Source organism: Nocardia sp. JCM 38205 (genome assembly GCF_058222935.1).
The window spans coordinates 1,237,743-1,259,447 of the sequence record NZ_JBYHFL010000001.1; the positions used below are offsets into that span (position 1 = coordinate 1,237,743).

Annotated in this window: 20 protein-coding genes; 5 read left to right on the forward strand and 15 right to left on the reverse strand. The window is 68.9% G+C overall.

Going from position 1 to position 21,705, the window contains the following annotated elements; all coding sequences use genetic code 11:
• Nucleotides 1-90 precede the first annotated feature (90 nt).
• Together AC4HOU_RS05795 and AC4HOU_RS05800 are read left to right on the forward strand one after the other, a co-directional pair.
• Nucleotides 91-1,713, forward strand: coding sequence for an AMP-binding protein (locus AC4HOU_RS05795; protein WP_490724175.1), 1,623 nt, complete (start codon nucleotides 91-93; stop codon nucleotides 1,711-1,713).
• Nucleotides 1,713-3,338, forward strand: coding sequence for an AMP-binding protein (locus AC4HOU_RS05800; RefSeq protein WP_163811655.1), 1,626 nt, complete (start codon nucleotides 1,713-1,715; stop codon nucleotides 3,336-3,338). Before AC4HOU_RS05795 ends, AC4HOU_RS05800 begins: the two co-directional genes overlap by 1 nt.
• 423 nt (nucleotides 3,339-3,761) lie before the next feature.
• Here AC4HOU_RS05800 and trmD read toward each other — a convergent pair whose 3' ends face one another.
• The 5 genes from trmD to AC4HOU_RS05825 form a co-directional block, all read right to left on the reverse strand.
• Nucleotides 3,762-4,484: a tRNA (guanosine(37)-N1)-methyltransferase TrmD gene (gene trmD, locus AC4HOU_RS05805; RefSeq protein ID WP_490724176.1), complete on the reverse strand. Its 723-nt coding sequence runs from the start codon at nucleotides 4,482-4,484 to the stop codon at nucleotides 3,762-3,764.
• Between the two features lie 13 nt (nucleotides 4,485-4,497).
• Nucleotides 4,498-5,022 (reverse strand): ribosome maturation factor RimM, encoded by a 525-nt coding sequence (gene rimM, locus AC4HOU_RS05810; protein ID WP_163811651.1) that lies wholly within the window; start codon nucleotides 5,020-5,022, stop codon nucleotides 4,498-4,500.
• Nucleotides 5,022-5,264, reverse strand: coding sequence for an RNA-binding protein (locus AC4HOU_RS05815; protein WP_014352088.1), 243 nt, complete (start codon nucleotides 5,262-5,264; stop codon nucleotides 5,022-5,024). Before AC4HOU_RS05815 ends, rimM begins: the two co-directional genes overlap by 1 nt.
• Nucleotides 5,265-5,346: 82 nt before the next feature.
• A complete protein-coding gene (gene rpsP, locus AC4HOU_RS05820; RefSeq protein ID WP_036538364.1) occupies nucleotides 5,347-5,784 on the reverse strand; it encodes a 30S ribosomal protein S16 in 438 nt (145 codons plus the stop codon).
• Nucleotides 5,785-5,996: 212 nt separating this feature from the next.
• Nucleotides 5,997-6,578, reverse strand: coding sequence for a Uma2 family endonuclease (locus AC4HOU_RS05825; protein ID WP_195019719.1), 582 nt, complete (start codon nucleotides 6,576-6,578; stop codon nucleotides 5,997-5,999).
• An 85-nt stretch (nucleotides 6,579-6,663) separates the two neighbouring features.
• Between AC4HOU_RS05825 and AC4HOU_RS05830 the strand changes: the two genes are divergently transcribed.
• Both AC4HOU_RS05830 and AC4HOU_RS05835 read left to right on the forward strand, forming a co-directional pair.
• Nucleotides 6,664-7,311, forward strand: a complete 648-nt coding sequence (locus AC4HOU_RS05830; protein ID WP_490724177.1) for an SDR family oxidoreductase — start codon at nucleotides 6,664-6,666, stop codon at nucleotides 7,309-7,311.
• A complete protein-coding gene (locus tag AC4HOU_RS05835) occupies nucleotides 7,233-7,526 on the forward strand; it encodes a hypothetical protein (protein WP_490724178.1) in 294 nt (97 codons plus the stop codon). Before AC4HOU_RS05830 ends, AC4HOU_RS05835 begins: the two co-directional genes overlap by 79 nt.
• A gap of 67 nt (nucleotides 7,527-7,593) precedes the next feature.
• On the opposite strand, the gene ffh is transcribed toward AC4HOU_RS05835, so the two are convergent.
• The 6 genes from ffh to ftsY all read right to left on the reverse strand — a co-directional run bounded on the left by ffh (nucleotide 7,594) and on the right by ftsY (nucleotide 15,831).
• On the reverse strand, nucleotides 7,594-9,150 hold the full coding sequence (gene ffh / locus AC4HOU_RS05840) for a signal recognition particle protein (protein WP_490724179.1): 1,557 nt from the start codon (nucleotides 9,148-9,150) through the stop codon (nucleotides 7,594-7,596).
• 95 nt (nucleotides 9,151-9,245) lie between these two features.
• Complete coding sequence (locus tag AC4HOU_RS05845) at nucleotides 9,246-9,560, reverse strand: hypothetical protein (protein ID WP_138455124.1); 315 nt, start codon at nucleotides 9,558-9,560, stop codon at nucleotides 9,246-9,248.
• 158 nt (nucleotides 9,561-9,718) lie between these two features.
• The gene (locus AC4HOU_RS05850; RefSeq protein WP_490724254.1) at nucleotides 9,719-12,133 is read right to left on the reverse strand and encodes a [protein-PII] uridylyltransferase; all 2,415 of its coding nucleotides are present in this window, start codon (nucleotides 12,131-12,133) and stop codon (nucleotides 9,719-9,721) included.
• A 145-nt stretch (nucleotides 12,134-12,278) separates the two neighbouring features.
• Nucleotides 12,279-12,617, reverse strand: coding sequence for a P-II family nitrogen regulator (locus AC4HOU_RS05855; protein WP_490724180.1), 339 nt, complete (start codon nucleotides 12,615-12,617; stop codon nucleotides 12,279-12,281).
• Nucleotides 12,618-12,621: 4 nt separating this feature from the next.
• A complete protein-coding gene (locus AC4HOU_RS05860; protein WP_490724255.1) occupies nucleotides 12,622-13,920 on the reverse strand; it encodes an ammonium transporter in 1,299 nt (432 codons plus the stop codon).
• A 357-nt stretch (nucleotides 13,921-14,277) separates the two neighbouring features.
• On the reverse strand, nucleotides 14,278-15,831 hold the full coding sequence (gene ftsY / locus AC4HOU_RS05865; RefSeq protein ID WP_490724181.1) for a signal recognition particle-docking protein FtsY: 1,554 nt from the start codon (nucleotides 15,829-15,831) through the stop codon (nucleotides 14,278-14,280).
• 121 nt (nucleotides 15,832-15,952) lie between these two features.
• Between ftsY and AC4HOU_RS05870 the strand changes: the two genes are divergently transcribed.
• On the forward strand, nucleotides 15,953-16,342 hold the full coding sequence (locus AC4HOU_RS05870; protein WP_036538374.1) for a DUF2237 family protein: 390 nt from the start codon (nucleotides 15,953-15,955) through the stop codon (nucleotides 16,340-16,342).
• A gap of 71 nt (nucleotides 16,343-16,413) precedes the next feature.
• On the opposite strand, the gene AC4HOU_RS05875 is transcribed toward AC4HOU_RS05870, so the two are convergent.
• The 4 genes from AC4HOU_RS05875 to AC4HOU_RS05890 all read right to left on the reverse strand — a co-directional run bounded on the left by AC4HOU_RS05875 (nucleotide 16,414) and on the right by AC4HOU_RS05890 (nucleotide 21,655).
• The gene (locus AC4HOU_RS05875) at nucleotides 16,414-16,656 is read right to left on the reverse strand and encodes a FitA-like ribbon-helix-helix domain-containing protein (RefSeq protein WP_163811639.1); all 243 of its coding nucleotides are present in this window, start codon (nucleotides 16,654-16,656) and stop codon (nucleotides 16,414-16,416) included.
• A 78-nt stretch (nucleotides 16,657-16,734) separates the two neighbouring features.
• A complete protein-coding gene (gene smc / locus AC4HOU_RS05880; RefSeq protein ID WP_490724182.1) occupies nucleotides 16,735-20,451 on the reverse strand; it encodes a chromosome segregation protein SMC in 3,717 nt (1,238 codons plus the stop codon).
• Nucleotides 20,452-20,655: 204 nt separating this feature from the next.
• Complete coding sequence (locus AC4HOU_RS05885) at nucleotides 20,656-21,075, reverse strand: DUF1707 SHOCT-like domain-containing protein (protein ID WP_490724183.1); 420 nt, start codon at nucleotides 21,073-21,075, stop codon at nucleotides 20,656-20,658.
• Between the two features lie 130 nt (nucleotides 21,076-21,205).
• Nucleotides 21,206-21,655: a DUF350 domain-containing protein gene (locus AC4HOU_RS05890; protein WP_194990572.1), complete on the reverse strand. Its 450-nt coding sequence runs from the start codon at nucleotides 21,653-21,655 to the stop codon at nucleotides 21,206-21,208.
• Nucleotides 21,656-21,705: the final 50 nt, after the last annotated feature.

Sequence of the window (21,705 nt, forward strand, 5' to 3'; positions counted from 1 at the left end):
ACCCCTTTTCGGGGGTAGTGCGGGATCAGGTGTGACCTACATCCTATGGCAACAGCCCGGTGAGCTGGATCACGACCGAGGAGATGCGAGATGGGTATCGACCCGAACGCGCGGGTGCGCGAGCTGCTGGAGTGTTACGACCGCGCCGATGCGAGCGCGGCCTGGCTGCTGTGCGACCGGCACCCGGCCGACGCCGTCGCCTTCACGATCATCGACAGCGACCTGTCGTCGACGGACCTGACCTACGGCCAGCTGCGCGCGAAGTCCGAGCGGTTCGCGGCGGCGCTGGCGCGGCTCGGGGTCGAGCCGGGTGATCGGGTCGCCACGTTGATGGCCAAGTCCGAAGACCTGGTGGTGGCGCTGCTGGGGATCTGGCGGCGCGGAGCGGTGCATGTGCCGTTGTTCACCGCGTTCGCGCCGCCGGCGATCGCGTTCCGGTTGTCGGCCAGTGGCGCCTCGATCGTGATCGTCGATCCGGATCAGGCGGGCAAACTCGCACCCGGCGACGACATCCCGGTCGATCCGCCGTGGCGCACCATCGTCACCGGCGATGAGCCGGCCGCTGCCGGGCTGCGCATGCGCGATCTGATGGCCGACGACGCGGACGTCGAGCCCGCGGTCGCGGTCGGCGGCGACGGCCTGCTGGTCCAGCTGTTCACCAGCGGTACCACGGGCACGCCGAAGGGTGTGCCGATTCCGGTGCGCGCGCTCGCGTCCTTCCACGCCTATCAGGAGTTCGCGCTCGACGTCCGCCCGGACGACGTGTTCTGGAATGCCGCGGACCCGGGCTGGGCCTACGGCCTCTACTACGCGATCCTCGGCCCGCTGGCCAGTGGCACCCGCAGCCTGCTGCTGCACGCGGGCTTCTCCCCCGCGCTGACCTGGCAGGTGATGGAGAAATTCGGGGTCACCAACTTCGCGGCCGCGCCGACGGTCTACCGGGCCCTGCGCGCCGACAGCGCCGCGGCGCCGAAGGTGCGGTTGCGCCGGGCCTCCTCGGCTGGTGAGCCGCTCACCCCCGAGGTGGTGGCCTGGTCCGCCGACACCCTCGGCGTGGCCGTGCGCGATCACTATGGTCAGACCGAGCACGGCATGGTGATCTGCAATGCCTGGCACGACGAGCTGAACACCGAGGCCCCCGCGGGCTCGATGGGCCGTTCGTTGCCGGGCTGGGCCTGCGCGGTGCTCGCCGACGATGCCGATACCGAGGCGCCGACCGGGCAGCTCGGCCGCATCGCCATCGATACCGAACGCAGCCCGCTGCTGTGGTTCCTCGGCTACCTCGACGCACCCGAACGCACCGCGCAGCGCTACACCCCGGACGGCCGCTGGTATCTCACCGGTGACGCCGGTTCCCAGGACGCCGACGGGTTCTTCCATTTCTCCGCCCGCGACGACGACGTCATCATCATGGCCGGCTACCGGATCGGCCCTTTCGAGGTGGAAAGCGTGCTGGTGCTGCACGAGGACGTCGCCGAAGCAGCCGTCGTCGGCATGCCCGACGAACTGCGCGGTGAGGTGCTCGAGGCGTTCGTCGTGGTGCGCGAGGGCGTCGAGGGCAGCGCTGAACTGGAGGCCGAACTCCAGACGCTGGTCAAGAAGAAGTTCGCCGCGCATGCCTACCCACGCCGGGTGCATTTCGTCCCGAGCCTGCCCAAGACGCCCAGCGGGAAGGTGCAGCGGTTCCTGCTGCGTCAGCAGGAGGTGCGGTGATGACGACTCCGCTGCCCAGCTACACCTCGGGGATCTCCGAGACACCACTGCTCGGCGACACCATCGGCGCGAACCTCGACCGCACCGCGGCCGCGTTCGGCGACCGGGAAGCCTTGGTCGACTGCCCCTCCGGGCGCCGCTGGACCTACCGTGAGTTGCGTTCGGCGGTCGACTCGCTGGCCACCGGGCTGGCCGCGCGTGGCATCGCCGCCGGCGACCGGGTGGGCATCTGGGCGCCGAACTGCCCGGAGTGGTTTCTCATCCAGTACGCGACCGCGAAGATCGGCGCCATTCTGGTGAACATCAATCCCGCCTACCGCACCAGCGAGTTGCAGTACGTGCTCGAGCAGGCCGGCGTACGGATGCTGGTGTCGGCGCCGGAGTTCAAGACCTCGAACTACATGGCGATGATCGAGCAGGTTCGCCCGAAATGCCCTGGCCTGGAACAGGTGCTGATACTGGGCACGCCCGAATGGGACACGCTCATGCGCACCACCGCGGACCAGGACCTGCTGGCGGCGCGGGCGGCGCAGCTGTCCATGGACGACCCGATCAATATCCAGTACACCTCCGGCACAACCGGTTTCCCCAAGGGCGCGACCCTCAGCCACCACAACATCCTCAACAACGGCTATTTCGTCGGGGAGTTGTGCGGCTACACCGAGCAGGACCGGATCTGCGTTCCGGTGCCGTTCTATCACTGCTTCGGCATGGTGATGGGCAATCTGGCGGCCACCAGTCACGGTGCGGCGATCGTGATTCCGGCACCCTCGTTCGCACCCGGTGCCACCCTCGCGGCGGTCGCCGCCGAACGCTGCACCTCGCTCTACGGTGTGCCGACCATGTTCATCGACATGCTGGCGCAGCTCGACGAGCAGGACACCGACCTGTCCACGTTGCGCACCGGCATCATGGCGGGCTCCCCCTGCCCGGTCGAGGTGATGAAACGCGTCATCGATCGGATGGGCATGCGCGAGGTGTGCATCTGCTACGGGATGACCGAGACCTCACCGGTGTCCACCCAGACCCGCCGTGACGACAGCCTCGACCGCCGCACCGCGACCGTCGGCAGGGTCGGCCCGCACCTCGAGATCAAGATCGTCGATCCGGCGACCGGCCACACCGTCCCGCGCGGTGCACCCGGCGAGCTGTGCACCCGCGGCTATTCGGTCATGCTCGGGTACTGGAACGATCCCGAGCGCACCGCCGAAGCCATCGACGCCGCCCGTTGGATGCACACCGGCGATATCGGGGTGATGGACGAGGACGGGTATGTCGCCGTCACCGGCCGGATCAAGGACATGGTCATCCGCGGTGGGGAGAACATCTACCCCCGCGAAATCGAGGAGTTCCTCTACACCCACCCCGATATCCTCGACGCCCAGGTGATCGGTGTCCCCGACCCGAAATACGGTGAGGAACTGATGGCGTGGGTCCGGCTGCGCGAGGGCGCGGCCCCGCTCGACGCCGACGCGCTCAGGGTGTTCTGCGCGGGCAAACTCGCCCATTTCAAGGTGCCGCGTTATGTGCACGTCGTGGACGAGTTCCCGATGACCGTCACCGGAAAGGTGCGTAAAGCCGAAATGCGGGAAATGGCGCGGTCGCTGCTCGGCCTCCCCGGCTGAGATCTGCCGCCGTCAGGGCTTCTCCAGTGTCGCGAACGGGATCGTCACCTCGACCGGTTCATCGAGGAGCAGTACCCGCCGGTGGACCGTATGGGCGCGGTAACGGCGGCCCGACCAGTCGAGCCGGTATTCCTCGACCGCCTCGATCCGCTCTTCCTTCTGGTCGAGCCGGACGATCAGGTAACGGGGAATCCCGGCTGCGGCGTACTGAATTCGTCAGACGCAGCTCCTGCTGCGTGTCCGGACCGCTCATACGTCACATCATTGCAGCAGCGGTCGCAAGGAACCACCGACCGAGACGCGCACGGCTCGTCGACACACTTCACCGCACCGTGCGGGCGTGCACGTACCTCGCGTCACGTGCGGTCGGGGCATAATGAGCAGCTCGACCGCGCCGAGCCGAATGAGCCAGGATCGGCGGGGCTACTCCGAACCCGGCTCGTCGGTGTCGGGCAGCAGATCCGGGCGACGCTCGCGGGTCCGGATCACTGACTGCTCACGCCGCCACGCGGCCACCTTCGCGTGGTCACCCGACAGCAGCACCGGCGGCACATCCAGGCCGCGCCAACTCACCGGACGGGTGTAGCTCGGCCCTTCCAGCAGCCCGAGACCCTCGGATTCCGGCGTGACCGAAAACGAATCCTCTTGGTGGGATTGCTGATTGCCGAGCACACCCGGAATCAGCCGCACCACGGCCTCGGTCATCACCAGGACCGCGGCCTCGCCGCCGATCAGCACGTAATCGCCGATGCTGACTTCCTCGACGCGGACCCGGCGCGCGGCGTCGTCGAAGACGCGCTGGTCGATGCCTTCGTAGCGGCCGCAGGCGAAGACCAGGTGCTTCTCGTCCGCCCAGCGGTGGGCGGTGGCCTGGGTGAAGGGGACGCCCGCCGGGGTGGGGACGACGAGCAGGGCGTCGTCGGGGCAGACCTCGTCGAGGGCATCGCCCCACACGGTGGGCTTCATGACCATGCCGGGGCCGCCGCCGTAGGGCGAATCATCGACGGATTTGTGCACGTCATGGGTCCAGCGACGCAGGTCGTGCACGTCGACGGAGATCAGGCCCTTATCGATGGCCTTGCCGAGCAGCGCTGTGCGCAGCGGCTCCAGATACTCCGGAAAGATGGTGACCACGTCGATCTTCATGGCCTCGGCCGCCTCATTCGGGATCCAGCAGGCCCTCGGGCGGATCGATCACGACCAGTCCGTCGGCCACCGAGACGGTGGGCACGATGGCCATCACGAACGGGATCAGGATCTCGCGACCGTCATCGGCGGCCCGCACCGACAGCAATTCCCCTGCCGCCGAATGCAATACCTCGGTGACGGTGCCGACCGCGGTGCCGTCGGCGAGCTCGACGCGCAGCCCTTCGAGCTCGTGGTCGTAGTACTCATCGGGGTCCTCGGAGGGCCCGAGATCTGCGCTGTCGACGAAGAACAGCGTGCCGCGCAGGGCGTCGGCGGCGGTGCGGTCGTCGACGCCGCTCAGCTGCACGAGGAGTCGGCCCGAGTGTTCCCGGGCCGACTCCACCGTGAATTCACGAACTTCTTTCGATCGCGCCAACCGGCCGCGCAGCGTCGAACCGGGCGCGAATCGCGCCTCGGGTTCGTCGGTGCGGACCTCCACGACCAACTCACCGCGCACGCCGTGCGACTTGGCGACACGACCTACGACGAGTTCCATCAGGCGTCGGTGTCCACCACGTCGACCCGGATGCCCCGGCCGCCGATGCCGGCGACGAGGGTGCGCAGGGCGGTCGCGGTACGTCCACCGCGGCCGATCACCTTGCCCAGGTCATCGGGGTGGACGTGCACCTCGACCGTGCGTCCGCGGCGGCCGGTGATCAGCTCGACACGCACGTCATCGGGGTTGGCGACGATGCCGCGAACAAGATGTTCGACGGCATCGGCGACGACAGCACTCACGACTCCACCTCGCTAGCGCTCGGCTCCGTCGTGAGCGCAGGGCGCGCTGTGACTTCGGTTCGCTCGCTGCGCTCGCTCACGATTACTCGGCAGCCTCGGCCGACTCGGCGCCCTCAGCGGCCTCGTCCTTCTTGGCGGCCTTCTTCTTGGGGGTGACGGCCTCGGCGACGGGCTCGTTGTCGGCGGCGGCGAGCGCGGCGTTGAACAGGTCCAGCTTGGACGGCTTGGCTTCCTTGACCTTCAGGGTGCCCTCGGCGCCCGGCAGACCCTTGAACTTCTGCCAGTCACCGGTGATCTCCAGCAGTCGCTGCACCGGCTCGGTCGGCTGCGCGCCGACGCCCAGCCAGTACTGCACGCGCTCGGAGTCGATCTCGATAAGCGAGGGCTCTTCCTTGGGGTGGTACTTGCCGATGGACTCGATGGCCCGGCCGTCACGACGGGTGCGGGCGTCCGCGACGACGACGCGGTACTGCGGGTTGCGGATCTTGCCCATGCGGGTGAGCTTGATGCGAACAGCCATGTGCTGATCTACCTTTCGGGGTTGGTCACGGCGCAATTCGGCGACTCACATGGTCTGCGAGCCCGGTTTTGCGGTTGAAGTGTGTGACCGCCGCGCGGTGCGTAACCGGAGACGGGCTGACACTGTCCATACGGACGATCGACCATTCTGCCAGACAGCCCACCCGCGCCAGAAATCGGCACCGCTCGCCGCCGGGATGGGCCGACACGACCTCAGCGCAGCAGGGTCGTGTCGACCACGACCGGAACCGGAGCCGGAGCTTTGATCGTCTCGCCGGCCGCGGCACGCACTTCTTGCCGATAACCCTGCTCACCCATCGAGTATCCGCAGAAGGTGACCGGCTTCCCTACTGGCATTTCGACCACCCACAGGTACGGAACACGCGCCGAGGCATAACCGGCAATCTTGGTGTCGCGTTCCTCCCGCGTATTGCCCGGAGACCAGATCTCGACCGCCAGCACCACGTTCTCGGGCGCGAAGCTGGTCTGGTTGATGTCGGTGTCGACGACGACGATGTCCGGGATGACGCCGGTGCGGAAGGGGGTGCTGATGCGCACCCCGACCGCTTGCAACATGTGTAGGTCATCGCGCTGCGCAGCGACGATCGCGTCATCCAGAAGACGAGCCAGTCGGTACGAAAGGTGCTGATGCGTACCACCGGGCGCAGGTGTCACGTGTAGGTACCCCAGTATCAGTTCGAGTCGAGATCCATCGGCCGGCTGGTCTTCGGCCAGCCAGTCTTCAACGCTCGTCGGGCCCAGGGGATGAATCATCGAAACCTCGGCACTGCTCATACTCGATTCCGTCCGATCTCCGGTCGTGTGCCTGTGAAAACGCATGATCTCGACTACCGAACCCACCAGCGGTTCTCACCCAGCGATGGCAGTGAGAAACCGATTCCACTGTATATCAGCGGCAGGCCGGCGTCGGCCTGAACGAGCGGTAGCCGAGGCCCTGCACGAACGTGGGTTGCGCGTGGTGCTGGCCGATATCGACGCCGACGCGCTCGCGGCGACCGCCGAGGCGATCGGCCGCGACACCCCCGCGGTGCCCACCGATGTGGCCGATCCCGACCAACTGCACCGGTTGGCCGAGACCACCCTGCGGCTGTACGGCCGCGTCGACCTGGTGTTCAACAACGCGGCGATGGGTGCCGGCGGGCCGATCTGGGAGGTGGAACCCACTGACTGGCAACGGGTCTGGGCCGTCAACGTGCAGGGTGTCGTCAACGGGATGCATGCGTTCGTACCGCATCTGATCGCCGCCGGTCGCGGCCACGTGATCAACACCGCGTCCCTGGCGGGTGTGACCACCGGGCTGTTCAACGCGCCCTACACCGCGAGCAAGCATGCGGTCGTCTCGCTGACCGAATCGCTGCATGGCGAACTGACCATCCTCGCCCCCGGCGTCGGCGCCACCGTGGTCTGCCGGGACCGGTGGACACCCAGATGCTGCGTGGGGTCACCGACGGCATCGGCGCGCTGCTGGGCGACGGCGCCCCCACCCAGCCCACCGAGGGCTGGCTGAGCACGCTGACCGCCGAGCAGTGGGAGCGACTCGCGCCCGGCCTCGGCGCACTGACCCAACTGGCCGACGAGATGATGCCGGCTGCCGAGGCCGCCGAGATCATCCTGGCGGCCGTCGAAGCCGATCGCCTCTACGTCACCACCCATCCACACTGGGCGACGCAGGCCAGTGATCGGGTGGCGACCATCGTCACGCAGATGCAGGCCTCCGCGTAGCGGGTGCGCAACGACGACCGGCTCGGCCCCACGCAGCGGTGGAGCCGAGCCGGTCGGGCGTCGGGGGCTACTTGTTCGGGAACTTCAGCTTCGACAGATCGAAGCCCTCCAGGCCCGGCGGGAGCTGGTCGAGGCCGGCGGGCATACCGGACAGGTCGGGCATGCCGGCGGGCATACCGGGCATGCCGCCGGGGAATCCGCCGCGCACCTTCGGCGGGGTGGGGCCGCGGCCACCCTTCTTGCCCTTCTTGCCCTTCTTGTTGCTGCGCCGGTTCGCCCCTGGCATGCCCATCTGGCGGCCCATCGCGGCCATCATCTTCTTGGCCTCGAAGAAGCGGTCGACCAGCTGGTTGACCTCGGAGACCTGCACACCCGAGCCGTTGGCGATGCGCAGTCTGCGAGAGGCATTGATGATCTTGGGGTTCTCCCGTTCGGCCGGGGTCATACCGCGAATGATGGCCTGCACGCGGTCGAGCTGCTTGTCATCGACCTGGGCCAGCACGTCCTTCATCTGACCGGCGCCGGGCAGCATGCCGAGCAGGTTGCCGATCGGGCCCATCTTGCGAATGGCGAGCATCTGGTCGAGGAAATCCTCGAGGGTGAGTTCGCCGCTGCCGATCTTGCGCGCGGCTTCCTCGGCCTGCTGCTGGTCGTAGACCTGTTCGGCCTGCTCGATCAGGGTGAGCACATCGCCCATGCCGAGGATGCGGCTGGCCATGCGGTCGGGGTGGAAGACGTCGAAATCCTCGAGCTTCTCACCGGTGGAGGCGAACATGATCGGCGCGCCGGTCACGTTGCGGACGCTGAGCGCGGCACCACCGCGGGCGTCACCGTCGAGCTTGGTGAGCACCACGCCGGTGAAGCCGACGCCGTCGCGGAACGCCTCGGCGGTGGTGACGGCGTCCTGACCGATCATGGCGTCGAGCACGAACAGCGTCTCGTCCGGCTGCACCGCGTCGCGGATACCGGCGGCCTGGGCCATCAGCTCCGCGTCGATACCGAGGCGACCGGCGGTGTCGACGATCACCACGTCGTACTGCTTCTGCTTCGCCTCGGCCACACCGGCCTCGGCCACGGCGACCGGATCGGCCGCCGTGACACCGAGCGCGTTGTCACCGCCGCCGATGGACGTGCCGGGATGCGGCGCGAACACCGGCACGCCCGCGCGCTCGCCGACCACCTGGAGCTGGGTGACGGCGCCGGGGCGTTGCAGGTCACAGGCCACCAGCAACGGCTGATGTCCTTGCCCCTTGAGCCATTTGGCGAGCTTGCCCGCGAGGGTGGTCTTACCCGCACCCTGCAGACCGGCGAGCATGATCACCGTGGGCGGGGTCTTGGCCAGGGTGATCCTGCGGGTCTCGCCGCCGAGGATGCCGACGAGTTCCTCGTTGACGATCTTGACGACCTGCTGGGCCGGGTTCAGCGCCGCGGAGACCTCCGCGCCCTTGGCCCGCTCCTTGATCTTGGCGATGAAACCGCGCACCACCGGCAGCGCGACATCGGCTTCCAGCAGCGCGAGGCGGATCTCACGGCAGGTGGCGTCGATGTCAGCCGGCGACAGACGTCCCTTACCGCGTAGGTCCTTGAGGGCACCGGTAAGCCGGTCGGACAGGGATTCGAACACCGATCGCGCTCCTGATCTCGAGTGACGTCACTGCATCCCAGCGTAATGGGATCACCGGACTGCGCACGCAGCCGGTGGGTGCCGGGTGGGCGAGGTTACTCCGGAGTGCGCCGGCGCGGGGTGCGGATGCGCCGATAGTCGTGGTTTTCCCTGGCCACCATGAACGCGGCCTCACGGCCGGTCAACCCGAGTTCGAGCGCGAGACCGTCCAATGCGGTCCAATCGCCCTCCACCGGCAGACCGGAGGTGGCGACCGTGGCCGCGATGGTCATCGCGGTGACGGCTTGGCGACCGGTCAGGGTGCGGCCAGGCAACCAGGACACCACCCACAGATCCCCGCCGACGCAGCGGGCCACGTGCGGGGTCACATCACTGGTCATGATCGACGAGGCGACGACTTCGATTGCCACCGACCTGCTCCCCTCGTATGCGAGCCCGACTCACCGATCCTAAGGGCCACCGACCATGCCGTAGGGATTTCCAGCAAATCATGTGCAAAGGACTGGTTTTCGGATAACGGCGAGGTCACAGGGCAGTTCGCCGCGCTGGGCACGAAAACCTCGGTGGCTCAGGAACCTTCGTGCGCACCGTTGTCGTCGGCGGGCTTCTTCGGTGCGGGCCGCGGCACGACCGCCAGGATCGCCTCGTCGATCCTGGCGCGGCGGGCCGGTCCCGAATCGGCGCCGAGATCCAGGCAGAAGGCGTCGACCACGGCGGTGCCCATCGTCACGACCTTGGCCCAGCGCACGTCCACCCCACAACCGGCCAGCGCACCGGCGAGCCTGCTCAGCAACCCGATCCGGTCTTCGGCGCGCAACTGCACGATCACCTGACCGGGGGTATCGGTGTCGGTCCACAGCAGCCGCGGCTGTGCCTTGGCGTAGGGGCTCAGCTGTGCGCCGACGGCCTCGCGTTCGCGTGTGGCGAGTTGACCGCGCAGGTCCAGCTCGCCGGCGATGGCGCGGATCAACTCTTGCCGCAGCAGGCCCGGGTCGGGCGGATCACCGAATTTCGGCGATACGACGAAGGTGTTGATCGCCGACTCGCCCGCGCTGCCCAGCGCCGCCGACAGCACGCGCAGCGAATGCAGCGCCAGCACTCCCGCGGCCTCGGACAGCAGTCCGGGCGTGTCGGGAGCGATGACGGTGACGATGTGAGTGTGTTTGCCTTCGCCGGGCGCGAGCGTCACATGCACTCCCCCGGCGGCCGCCTTCTCCAGCAGTTCCGGCGCGATGGGCTCGGGCCGGGGCAGCTCGTCACCGGCCATGACCATCCGGCAGCGCCGCACCAGCTCACCGATCAGCGACGCCTTCCACTCGCCCCACACTCCGGGCCCGGTGGCCAGCGAATCGGCTTCGGCGAGGGTGTGCAGTAGTTCCAGCAGCTGGGCGTCGCCGTCGAGCGCGTCGACCACCAGTTGCACGGTGGCCGGATCGTCGAGATCGCGCCGGGTGGCGGTGTCGGGCAGCAGCAGATGGTGGCGCACGATCGCGCTGAGCGTGCGCACATCCGAGGGCCACAGCCCGAGCCTGCGCCCGATATGGGTGGCCAGTTCCGCGCCGACCACGCTGTGATCGCCGGCGCGGCCCTTGCCGATGTCGTGCAGCAGGGCACCCAGCGCGAGCAGGTCCGGCCGGGCCACCCGGGTGCTCAGCGCGCTTGCGTAGGCCACCGTTTCCATCAGGTGCCGGTCGACGGTCCAGGTGTGCAGGACGTCGCGCGGCGGCAGATCGCGCACCGCGCCCCACTCCGGCAGCAACCGGCCCCACAGTCCGGTGCGGTCCAGCGCCTCGATCGCGTCGATGGTGCCCCGGCCCGCGCCGAGCAGCACCAGCAGATCGTTCAGCGCGTCCTTGGGCCAGGGTTCGCGCAGTTCCGGCGCGTCCTCCGAGAGCCGGTTGAGCGTATTCGCCGACATCGGCAGCCCGGTCTGCGCCGAGGCCGCGGCCACCCGCAGGATCAGGCCGGGATCGCGTTGCGGCCGCGCGTCCCGTGCCAGCACCACCTCGCCGGCGTGCTCGACCACCCCCTCATCGAGTGGTCGGCGCACCGGCATCCGGCGCAGCCGGGCCAGGCCGCGCCGCGGCAGCGCGTTGGCGGCGGTGCGCAACCCGACGTCCACCGAGTAACTGACCGTTCGCGCGGCGTCGCTGAGCGTACGGGCCAGGTCGAAACGGTCGCCGATGCGCAGCGCCGCACCGATCTCGTCGGCGTCCTGTGCCATCAGCTGATCGCGCGAGCGTCCGGCCACCCGGTGCAGTTCGGTGCGCACATCCAGCAGCCGACGATGCGCGTGGCGGACACCGCCGCCGGGCACATCCGGACCGAGCCCCGGCATGGCATCGGTCAGCTGGGCGATGGCGAGTGCGTCCAGCAGCTGGATGTCGCGCAGTCCGCCGCGCCCGTTCTTCAGATCCGGTTCGGCGCGGTGGGCGATCTCGCCGCTGCGCTCCCACCGGGCCTTGGCCTGGGCGATCAGATCGTCGAAGCGGGCTCGGATCCCGGTCCGCCATTCCCGGCGCACCCCGCCGATGAGCAGGTTGCTCAGTTCGGCGTCGCCGACGATATGCCTGGCCTCGAGCATCCCGAGCGCCGCGATCATGTCGTCGTTGGCCACTCGCAGGGCTTGTGGCACCGTGCGCACGCTGTGGTCGAGCTTGATGTGGGCGTCCCAGAGCGGATACCAGAGCTGGTCGGCGACCTCGGCCACCCGCGCGGGGTCGACGTCGTCGTGCAGCAGCACCAGGTCCAGATCGGAGTAGGGCAGCATCTCCTTGCGGCCGAGCCCACCCACCGCGACGACCGCGAGCCCGCTGTCGGCGGTGATCCCGAGTTCGGCACCCTTGCTGGTCAGCCACAGTTCGTACAGGTCGACCAGCGCCGAGCGCAGCGATTCGGCATCCAGGCGCGGACTGCGCGGCTGCCCGCCCTCGAGCAACCGGCGCCTGGCCTTGACCAGATCGGCCGCGCCGTTGGACACCACCGTGTTCTCGACCGCCGCCGACTCGGCGCCATCGCTGTGTTCTCGCCGACTGCTACCCACTGCCCACACCACCCATTCACGCGGGCGGCCCCGCCCCGGCCGGAGATCCGGCGGGAGCGGGGCCGCCGCTCGATTCGACTTCCCGCTACAGCGCGTCGGTGCCGCGCTCGCCGGTACGGAACCAGATGATCGTCTCGACCGGGGTCACCCAGACCTTGCCGTCGCCGATCTTGCCGGTGCGCGACGCCTCGACGATCACCTCGACGACCTTGTCCACCGAGGCGTCATCCACGACGACCTCGACCCGAACCTTCGGCACGAAATCCACCGAGTACTCCGCACCGCGGTAGACCTCGGTGTGCCCCTTCTGCCGGCCGTAACCCTGCACCTCGCTCACGGTCATGCCCAGCACGCCCGCCTGCTCGAGACCGGTCTTCACGTCCTCCAGCGTGAACGGTTTCACGATTGCGGTGATCAGTTTCATGTCGTCATGCCTCCTTGACGGCCGAACGTGCCGTGCCACCCACAGCAGCGAAATCGTATGCGGTTTCCGCGTGCTCGGACTCGTCCATGCCGACGAACTCGCCCTCGTCGTCGGCACGCAGGCCGATCGTGAACTTGATCAGGTAGGCGATGACGGCCGTGGCGACCAGCGAGTAGGCCAGCACCGTGAACGCACCGACGGCCTGCAGCTTCAACTGCTCGATGCCACCACCGTAGAACAGACCCTTCACCGCCGCGGGCGCTTCCGGCGCCGCGACCAGGCCGACCATCAGGGTGCCGAGCAGACCACCGACCAGGTGCACGCCCACCACGTCGAGCGAATCGTCGAAGCCGAAGCGGAACTTCAGCCCGACGGCCAGGGCGCACAACGCGCCGGCGACGATGCCGATGGCGAGGGCACCGACGACGTTGACGGAATGGCAGGCGGGGGTGATGGCGACCAGACCGGCCACGATGCCCGAGGCCGCACCCAGCGAGGTGGGCTTGCCGTCACGGATCTTCTCCACCACCAGCCAGGCCAGCAGCGCCGCACCGGTGGCGACGACGGTGGTCAGGAAGGCGGCGCCGGCGATGCCGTTGGAGCCCACCGCGGAACCGGCGTTGAAGCCGAACCAGCCGAACCACAGCAGACCGGCGCCGAGCATGACGAAGGGCAGGTTGTGCGGACGGAACGGGGTCTTGGGCCAGCCCTTGCGCTTGCCGAGCACGATCGCGAGCACCAGGCCCGCCGCGCCGGCGTTGATGTGCACGGCGGTACCGCCGGCGAAGTCGATCGCCTTCAGGTTGTTGGCGATCCAGCCACCGGCCTCGGCGGTGACGCCGTCGAAGGCGAAGACCCAGTGCGCGACCGGGAAGTAGACGACGGTGGCCCAGATGCCGGCGAAGATCAGCCAGGCACTGAACTTCATGCGGTCGGCGACCGCACCCGAGATGAGGGCGACGGTGATGATCGCGAACATGGCCTGGAAGGCGACGAACACCGTCAGCGGGATGGTGCCCGCCAGCGGGATCGCGGCCTCGGCGCCGGACTCGGCGTCGGCCAGGTACGCACCACCGAAGATCTGCTTCAGCCCGAAGTACTGATCGGGATCACCGATGAGGTTGGCCTTGTCGTCACCGAAGGTGACCGAGAAGCCGTAGAGCGCCCATAGGACGGCGACCAGGCCCATGGCGCTGATGCTCATCATGATCATGTTCAGCACGTTCTTGGAGCGGACCATGCCGCCGTAGAAGAACGCGAGTCCGGGTGTCATCAGCAGCACGAGTGCTGAACTGGCCAGCATCCATGCGGTGTCACCGGCGTCCGGCGCGCCGATTACGGGAAATGCCACCTTAATGTCCTCCTCATCTCGGGCCCCGCCGATTCCGGCGAAATGGACCTGCACAGAAGGTTGCTCATTCGGTGTTTCATCCGTGCCGCCCCCGTGTTTCACCTACGTGAACGGATGGCGCCCCCGTGTTGCTACCACGTTTCCAACTGTGCACAGGAGGTTTCCCCGAGGCTGTGAGCGGCGTGTCGAAGCAGCGAACCCGCAGCTAACAGGGGGTATCGGAGCGAGAAGGCAGGATCGGCGCGGCGGTCGGCGCGCCGCCCCGGTCCGGATCGGGCGGCGCTCGATCCGGACCGCGGGGTAGCGGAGTCAGCCGAGCAGCGCGTCGACGAATGCTCCGGGCTCGAACGGCGCCAGATCATCGGCCCCTTCACCGAGACCGACGAGCTTGACCGGCACGCCGAGCTCGTGCTGCACCTGGAAGACGATGCCGCCCTTGGCGGTGCCGTCGAGCTTGGTGAGCACCACGCCGGTGATGTCGACGACCTCGGCGAACACCCTGGCCTGCATGAGTCCGTTCTGGCCGACGGTGGCGTCGAGGACCAGCAGCACCTCGTCGACCGCGGCCTTCTTCTCCACGACTCGCTTGACCTTGCCGAGCTCGTCCATCAGGCCGGTCTTGGTGTGCAGGCGCCCGGCGGTGTCGATGAGCACCGCGTCCACGCCGCGTTCGATGCCTGCGGCGACGGCGTCGAAGGCGACCGCGGCCGGGTCGGCTCCTTCTTTACCGCGCACGGTGTCGGCGCCGACCCGTTCGCCCCAGGTCTGCAGCTGGTCGGCGGCGGCCGCGCGGAAGGTGTCGGCGGCGCCGAGCAGCACCCGGCGCCCGTCGGCCACCAGCACGCGGGCCAGTTTGCCGGTGGTGGTGGTCTTTCCGGTGCCGTTCACACCGACGACCAGCAGGATCGACGGATGATCCGGATGCGGCAGCGCCCGCACCGAACGGTCGAGCTCCGGACGCAGCGCCTCCACCAGCACGTCACGCAGCACCGCGCGCGCCTGATCGGTGGTGCGCACGCTGCGCGCGGCCATCTCCTCGCGCAGCCGCTGCACCACGGCGGCCGTGCTCGCGGTGCCGAGGTCGGCCAGCACCAGGGTGTCTTCGACCTCCTCCCAGGAATCCTCGTCCAGGTCGCCGCCGCCGAGCAGGCCGAGCAGGCTCTTGCCCACCGCGTTCTGCGACCGCGACAGGCGGCCACGCAGCCGGACCAGGCGGCCCGCGGTGGGTTCGATCTCCTCGAGGGCGGGCGCTGGTTCGGCCTCGGCGACGGTGTCGGGGACGGCCGGGGCCTCCGGTGCCGCGTCGGCGGGAGGGGCGGTGTCGGCGGCGGCGGTGTCGGTCGGCGAGGCGTCGGTCGGTGCGGTGTCGGGGGCCGCCTCCGGGACGACGGTCTCCGGCGCGGCCTGTTCGGCGGGCGCAGCCGTCACGTCGGTGGTGTCGGCCGTCTCGGCCGATTCCGCTTCCGGCGCCACCGTCTCGGGCGCCTCGGCGGTGGTCGCGTCGCCCGCGGGCGCTTCGGCCAGGTCGGTCGGTTCGGGCAGCGGCACATTGGTGATCCCGCGCCGCGGCGCGTCGCGCGGAATCGCCGCGTCGTCGCCGATGTGTGGCTGGCCCTCGGTGTCGGTGCGTTCGGCGGGCAGCGGCTCGGGCCGGGTGGCGGTGGCGGTGCCGCCCTGGCTGAAACTGAAGCCCCCTGAGGCCTTATAGCCGCCGGACTTGTCGGTCAGCTCCTTGTCTTCGGTCGGCGCCGTCAGCGATACCCGCCCGCTGCGATACCGGACGAATCCGACAACGAGCGCGACGAGTACGACGGCGGCGATAGCCGCGATCAGAATCCAGGCTTCGGAACTCACGCCGACCATCCTTGCAGAACGAGTTCTCGCCGGTCATCGACCCGCCCGGAGCAGGTCAGTCGTCCAGACACAGCCCGTGAGATTTCTTGTCCTGCGGAACTTCTCGCGGCGTGCCAATAGGATCGGCGACGTGACCGATCGAAACGTGCTTGGGGGTCCGCTCGAAGAGTGCGGCACCGATCCTCTGACCGGCTTCTACCGTGACGGCTGCTGCAGCACCGGCCCGGAGGATCTGGGCAGTCATACCGTGTGCACGGTCGTCACGACCGAGTTTCTGGAACACCAGGCTTCGATCGGCAACGACCTGAGCACCCCGCGCCCGGAGAACAATTTTCCCGGCCTGCAGCCAGGGGACCGGTGGTGTGTGGTGGCGGTGCGGTGGCTGCACGCGCACGAGGACGGTGTCGCCGCACCGGTGGTGCTCGCGGCCACCCATGAGAACGCCCTGGAAGTGATCTCGATGGACATCTTGCGCAAATACGCCGTCGATGTCCCCGACGACGTCAGCGACCTGCTGTGAGCGAGTGAACACCGATCCGGCGACCCGCCGCACGCGGGCCGCCGGTGTGGTCGATGGTTCGTACCGAAGTGCTAGCAGTCCTCGAATTCGCGCCGCAGATCCTCCACGACCCGGTCCGGGTCCTCACCGGGCAGCGGGTTGGCGGCCAGCGCCTTGCGGATGTCTTCCAGCGCTTCGACGCGGTACTGCCTGCGCGCCGAGGCGATCAGCTGCTCGCGGATGTGTTCTTCCAGTGACAGCCCGGCGGCCGCCGCCCGCTGTCGGAGTACCTCGGCATCGTCGTCGGGAATGTCGCGCACTTCGATGGTGACCATGCCGACGACGATAGTGGCGCGGACTCACTCGCGCCGGTCGTGTTCACGCCTCCCGACCGGCACTCGAAGCACCGCGTCTCAGCTCGCCGACGCACCCACCGGGGCCAGGTTCTGCCCGCGCATCCGCTGCGAGATCACCTGGGTGATGCCGTCACCGCGCATGCTGACGCCGTAGAGCGCATCGGCGATCTCCATGGTGGGCTTCTGGTGGGTGATGACGATCAGCTGGCTCTTCTCCCGTAGTTGTTCGAACAGCCCGATCAGCCGGCGCAGGTTGGTGTCGTCGAGGGCGGCCTCCACCTCGTCCATCACATAGAACGGCGAGGGACGCGCCCGGAAGATCGACACCAGCAACGCGACCGCCGTCAGTGACTTCTCGCCACCGGAGAGCAGCGACAGCCGTTTGACCTTCTTGCCCGGCGGACGGGCCTCCACCTCGATGCCGGTGGTCAGCATGTCCGAGGGGTCGGTGAGCAGCAGCCTGCCCTCGCCGCCGGGGAAGAGCTTGGCGAACACCTGCACGAACTCACGCTCCACATCGGCGTAGGCGTCGGTGAAGACCTGCAGGATGCGGGCATCGACCTCCGCGACCACATCCAGCAGGTCCTTGCGCGCGCTCTTGACGTCCTCGAGCTGGGTCGCCAAGAAGTTGTAGCGCTCCTCGAGCGCCGCGAACTCTTCCAGCGCAAGCGGATTCACCTTGCCGAGGGTGGCCAGATCCTTTTCCGCGCGTTTGGCCCTGCGCTCCTGGCTCGCGCGATCGAATGGCATCGGCGCGGGCGGTGTCACGTCCTCGCCGCGTTCCTTGGCCTGTTCGTACTCCTGCCATTCCAGCGCCGACGGCGGCAGCGGGATGTCGGGGCCGTACTCGGCGATGAGATCGCCGAGGGCGATGCCGAACTGTTCGGCGATGGTGGCCTCGAGCTGTTCGATCCGCAGCGCGGCCTGTGCCTTGGCCACTTCGTCGCGGTGCACGGCGTCGGTGAGCTGGGCCAGCTGTGCGGTCAGGGCACGCACTCGCTCTTTGATCTGATCCACCTGGGCGGCGCATTCGGTGCGCCGACGCACCAGCTCGTCGCGGCGGGCCGCGGCCTGGGCGACCACACCCTCCAGCTCCGCGGCGACCTTAGCGCCCGATTCGGCGACCGCGGCGGCCACCGCGGCGGCCTGTTTGCGGGCGGCCTGGGCTCGTTCGGCGCGGGCGCGGGTCTCCCGTTCGGCGCGGGCCGCCCGGCGCAGGCCGTCGGCTTTACCGCGCACCGATTCGGCGCGCTCCTCGGCGGTGCGCACGGCCAGGCGGGCCTCCACCTCCATCGAACGGGCCTCGGCGAGCGCCGCGGCGGCCTCCTCGCGGGCCCGGCCGGCGGCCTCGGTGCTCGCGGCACCGAGGCCGTCGTCGTCGATGCCGGATTGTTCGAGTTCGGCGTGGCGCAGCCGGTCCTCGAGTTCGGCGAGCGAGGCGAGCGCCTTCTCCCTGCCGTCTTCGGCTTCGGCGCGCTGGGCGGTGAGCCGATCGATATCGGCATGCGCGCCGCGGGCGGTGTGGCCGAGCCTGCCGAGCCGCTCGTAGATCGCGACCAGGGCTTGATCGGATTCGTGCAGGGCCATCAGCGCGTGATCGACGGCGTCCTTGCGATCGGCTTGTTCGGCGAGCGCGCCGGCCAGGGCGGCCTCTAGCTCCTCGGCCCGGCGCTTGGCCGCGATCAATTCGGCTTCGGCGGCGTCGATATCGGCCTGGATCTCGAGCTGGCTCGGTGCGCGGTCGGATCCGCCGAGCACCCATCCGGTGCCCGCGAGATCGCCGTCGGTGGTCACCGCCCGCAGCTGCGGGCGCGCCGCGAGCAGTTCGGCGGCGGCGGCGAGATCCTCGACCACGACGACGTCGGCGGTGAGTGCGGCGACGGCGGCGTGCACGGCATCGGCGCAGTCGACCACAGCACCGAGCCACCGCGCGCCCGCGGGGAGCGTCCCTCCGCCGGCCTCGGCGGCGGTGCGAGCGGGCCTGCGCTCACCGGTCGAGTCGGCGCCCTCTCCGGTCGATCCGGCGGCCTCGCCGCTCGCATCGGCGGATCCGGCCCGCGCCGCACCCGTGCCGAAGACCAGCGCGGCCCGGCCCCCGTCGGCGGCCTTGAGTGCCTGCACCGCGGCATAGGCGGTACTGCCGGAAGCAGCGGCGACGGCATCGGCGAGCGGTCCGAGCACGGCGGCAACGGCTGCCTCGAATCCGGGATGTACCCGGATCAACGTCGACAGCGGGCCCAGCAGATCCGCGCCGTGATGTTCGGTGAGCCAGCCCGCACCGTCACGACGCGCCAGGTTCATGCCGAGCGCTTCGATCCTCGCCGTGAGCGAGGCGACCCGCTTGCCGGCGTCGCGATCCTGTTCGCGCAGTTCGTCGACGCGCTGATCGGCCAGTTTCAATGCCTGCACGGCATGTTCGTGTTGAGCGTCCAGGCCCGCCTCACCGGCGTCGAGATCGTCGAGTTCGGCTTGCACCGCATCGAATTCCTCCTGGGCGGCCTCACCGCGCTGCCTGGCCTCGGCGATGGCCACCGACAACCGGGAGATCTCGGCGTCCACCGATTGCGCCCGGGTGCGCAGGGTGTCGACCTGCCCGGACAGCCGCGCCAGCCCCTCGCGCCGGTCGGCGATGGCCCGGACGGCGGCCAGATGGGCCTGCTCGGCGGCCTTGGCGGCGTGTTCGCGTTCGGCGAGTGCGTCGCGGGCCGCCTCGAGCGTTTCGGCGGCCATCTCCACCGCTTCGCGCAGTTCGGCCTCCTCGGCTTCCACACGATCGGCTTCGGCGTCGAGCTGATCGGGGTCGCGGCCGGTGCCCACGGGGGCGCTGGTGTCCAGATGACGGGCCCGGTCGCCGGCGATGCGGATGGTCGCGTTGACCCGTTCGGCCAGCGCCGAGAGCTGGAACCACAGCTGAGCGGCGGCCTCGGCGCTCGGGGTGAGCTTGCCGAGCTGGAATTCCTGCTGGGCGAGTGCGGCGTTGGCGGCGTCCAGTTCGGACTGCACGGTGATCTGCTGTTCGCGCGCGTATGCCTCTTTGCTCTGCTGGCTTTCCAGCTCGCGGCGCCTGGTCACCAGGTCGTCGGCGGCCAGGCGCAGCCGAGCATCACGCAGGTCGGCCTGCACGGTCTGGGCGCGCCGGGCGACCTCGGCCTGCCTGCCGAGCGGTTTGAGCTGACGGCGCAGTTCGGTGGTGAGGTCGGTGAGCCGGGCCAGATTGGCCTGCATGGCGTCGAGCTTGCGTACCGCTTTTTCTTTGCGTTTGCGGTGCTTGAGCACGCCGGCGGCCTCTTCGATGAACGCGCGCCGGTCCTCCGGGCGCGATTCCAGGATCGCCGAGAGCTGGCCCTGGCCCACGATGACGTGCATTTCCCGGCCGATGCCGGAGTCGCTGAGCAGCTCCTGCACGTCCATCAATCGGCAGGAGCTGCCATTGATCTCGTACTCACCGGCGCCGTCGCGGAACATCCGCCGGGTGATGGAGACCTCGGCGTAATCAATGGGCAGCGCGCCGTCGGAATTGTCGATGGTCAGCGTGACCTCGGCGCGGCCGAGCGCGGCCCGGCCCGCGGTACCCGCGAAGATGACGTCCTGCATCTTGCCGCCGCGCAGCGCTTTGGCACCCTGCTCGCCCATCACCCAGGTGAGCGCGTCGACGACATTGGATTTCCCGGACCCGTTCGGACCGACCACACAGGTGATCCCCGGCTCGAACCGCAGCGTCGTCGCGGACGCGAAGGACTTGAACCCTTTCAACGTCAAGCTCTTCAGATGCAAATCCGGCGACCTTTCCGTGTACTGCCGTGGAGAGCACTGGCCCGGCACCGCCCCGTCGTATCCGGCGACCAGTCATGGTAGCCGCCCGCGACGGAGCGCGGTCCACCCCAGGCTAATCACCGGCCGCCGAATCCCCGGCATTTCACCGGCGGCGCCGGGCCGCCGAAGCGGCAGTACAGCACACCGGCAGCATCCGCTGCCCGGTCAGGCCGAGCGGCAGGACCGCCCGGATTCGAATCCGGTGAGCGCGCGGAAGGCGAGCACCGCACCCCATGGTCCGATCACCCAGATCGGCCACGGGTAGGTGAATTCGCCGGCTGCCAGCGAGATGGTGCCCCAGATGACCAGCACCAGTACGCTGACCGACACCCAGGAGGCGGCTTCGATGCGCTGCCAGATCGGAATGCGTGGCCGCTGCGGCTGCTCGGCGCGCACCTTCGGCAGCTTCGGCAGGTCCGAGAGCACCAGGGCGAGATCATCGCGGGTGGTGGTGGCCCACACCGTCACCACGCGCTGGTCGTACTCGGCGAGGTCGAGCCTGCCGTCGGCGAGATGCCTGCTCAGCAACTCCGCGGTCTGGGCGCGTTCGGCGTCGGAAGCGCGGGTACCCGGCGAGATGTCCATAGCTGCTCCTCATGACAGGGCCCGCATGCGAACGATCGAGCCACATTCCACTGTGGAATACGCACCTAGGATGCGCCTTCCACAGTGGAATGTCAAGGGTCGCCGCGACGACCCGAGCCGTCAGCTGCGATCAGAGAATGGCGAAGGCGACGACCAGACCCAGCGCGAAATGCGCGGCCGCCACGATCAGCGCTTCGATGGCGAACCGGTCCGCGTGCATGACCGCACCGATATCGATGCCGATCGCCTTCTCCACCACCCGCACCGAGACGATCTGCGCGATGATGCCGACCAGCCCGAAGACCGCCGCCGCGATCAAACCCTCCAGCAGCCTGCCACCCGCCGAGAAGATCGCGAGGACCACGATGAACGCCATGCTGATCATGCCCGCGGCGGTCACCACGATGGCATTGGGCCTGCCCTCCGCCACCAGCGCCCGCAGCCGGCCAGGAGTGGTGAGATCGATGCCGTAGAAGCCGATCACCATCAGCACCAAGCCGACGACGGCGTAGAGCAGGATGGCCCCCACGCCGTCCGCCAGCGAACTCCAGTAGCTCGAATCGAGGGCCAGAACGGTCATCGTGATCCTTCCGAGGGACGTCGAATGCGAGCGCGGTGCGCCCACGCAAT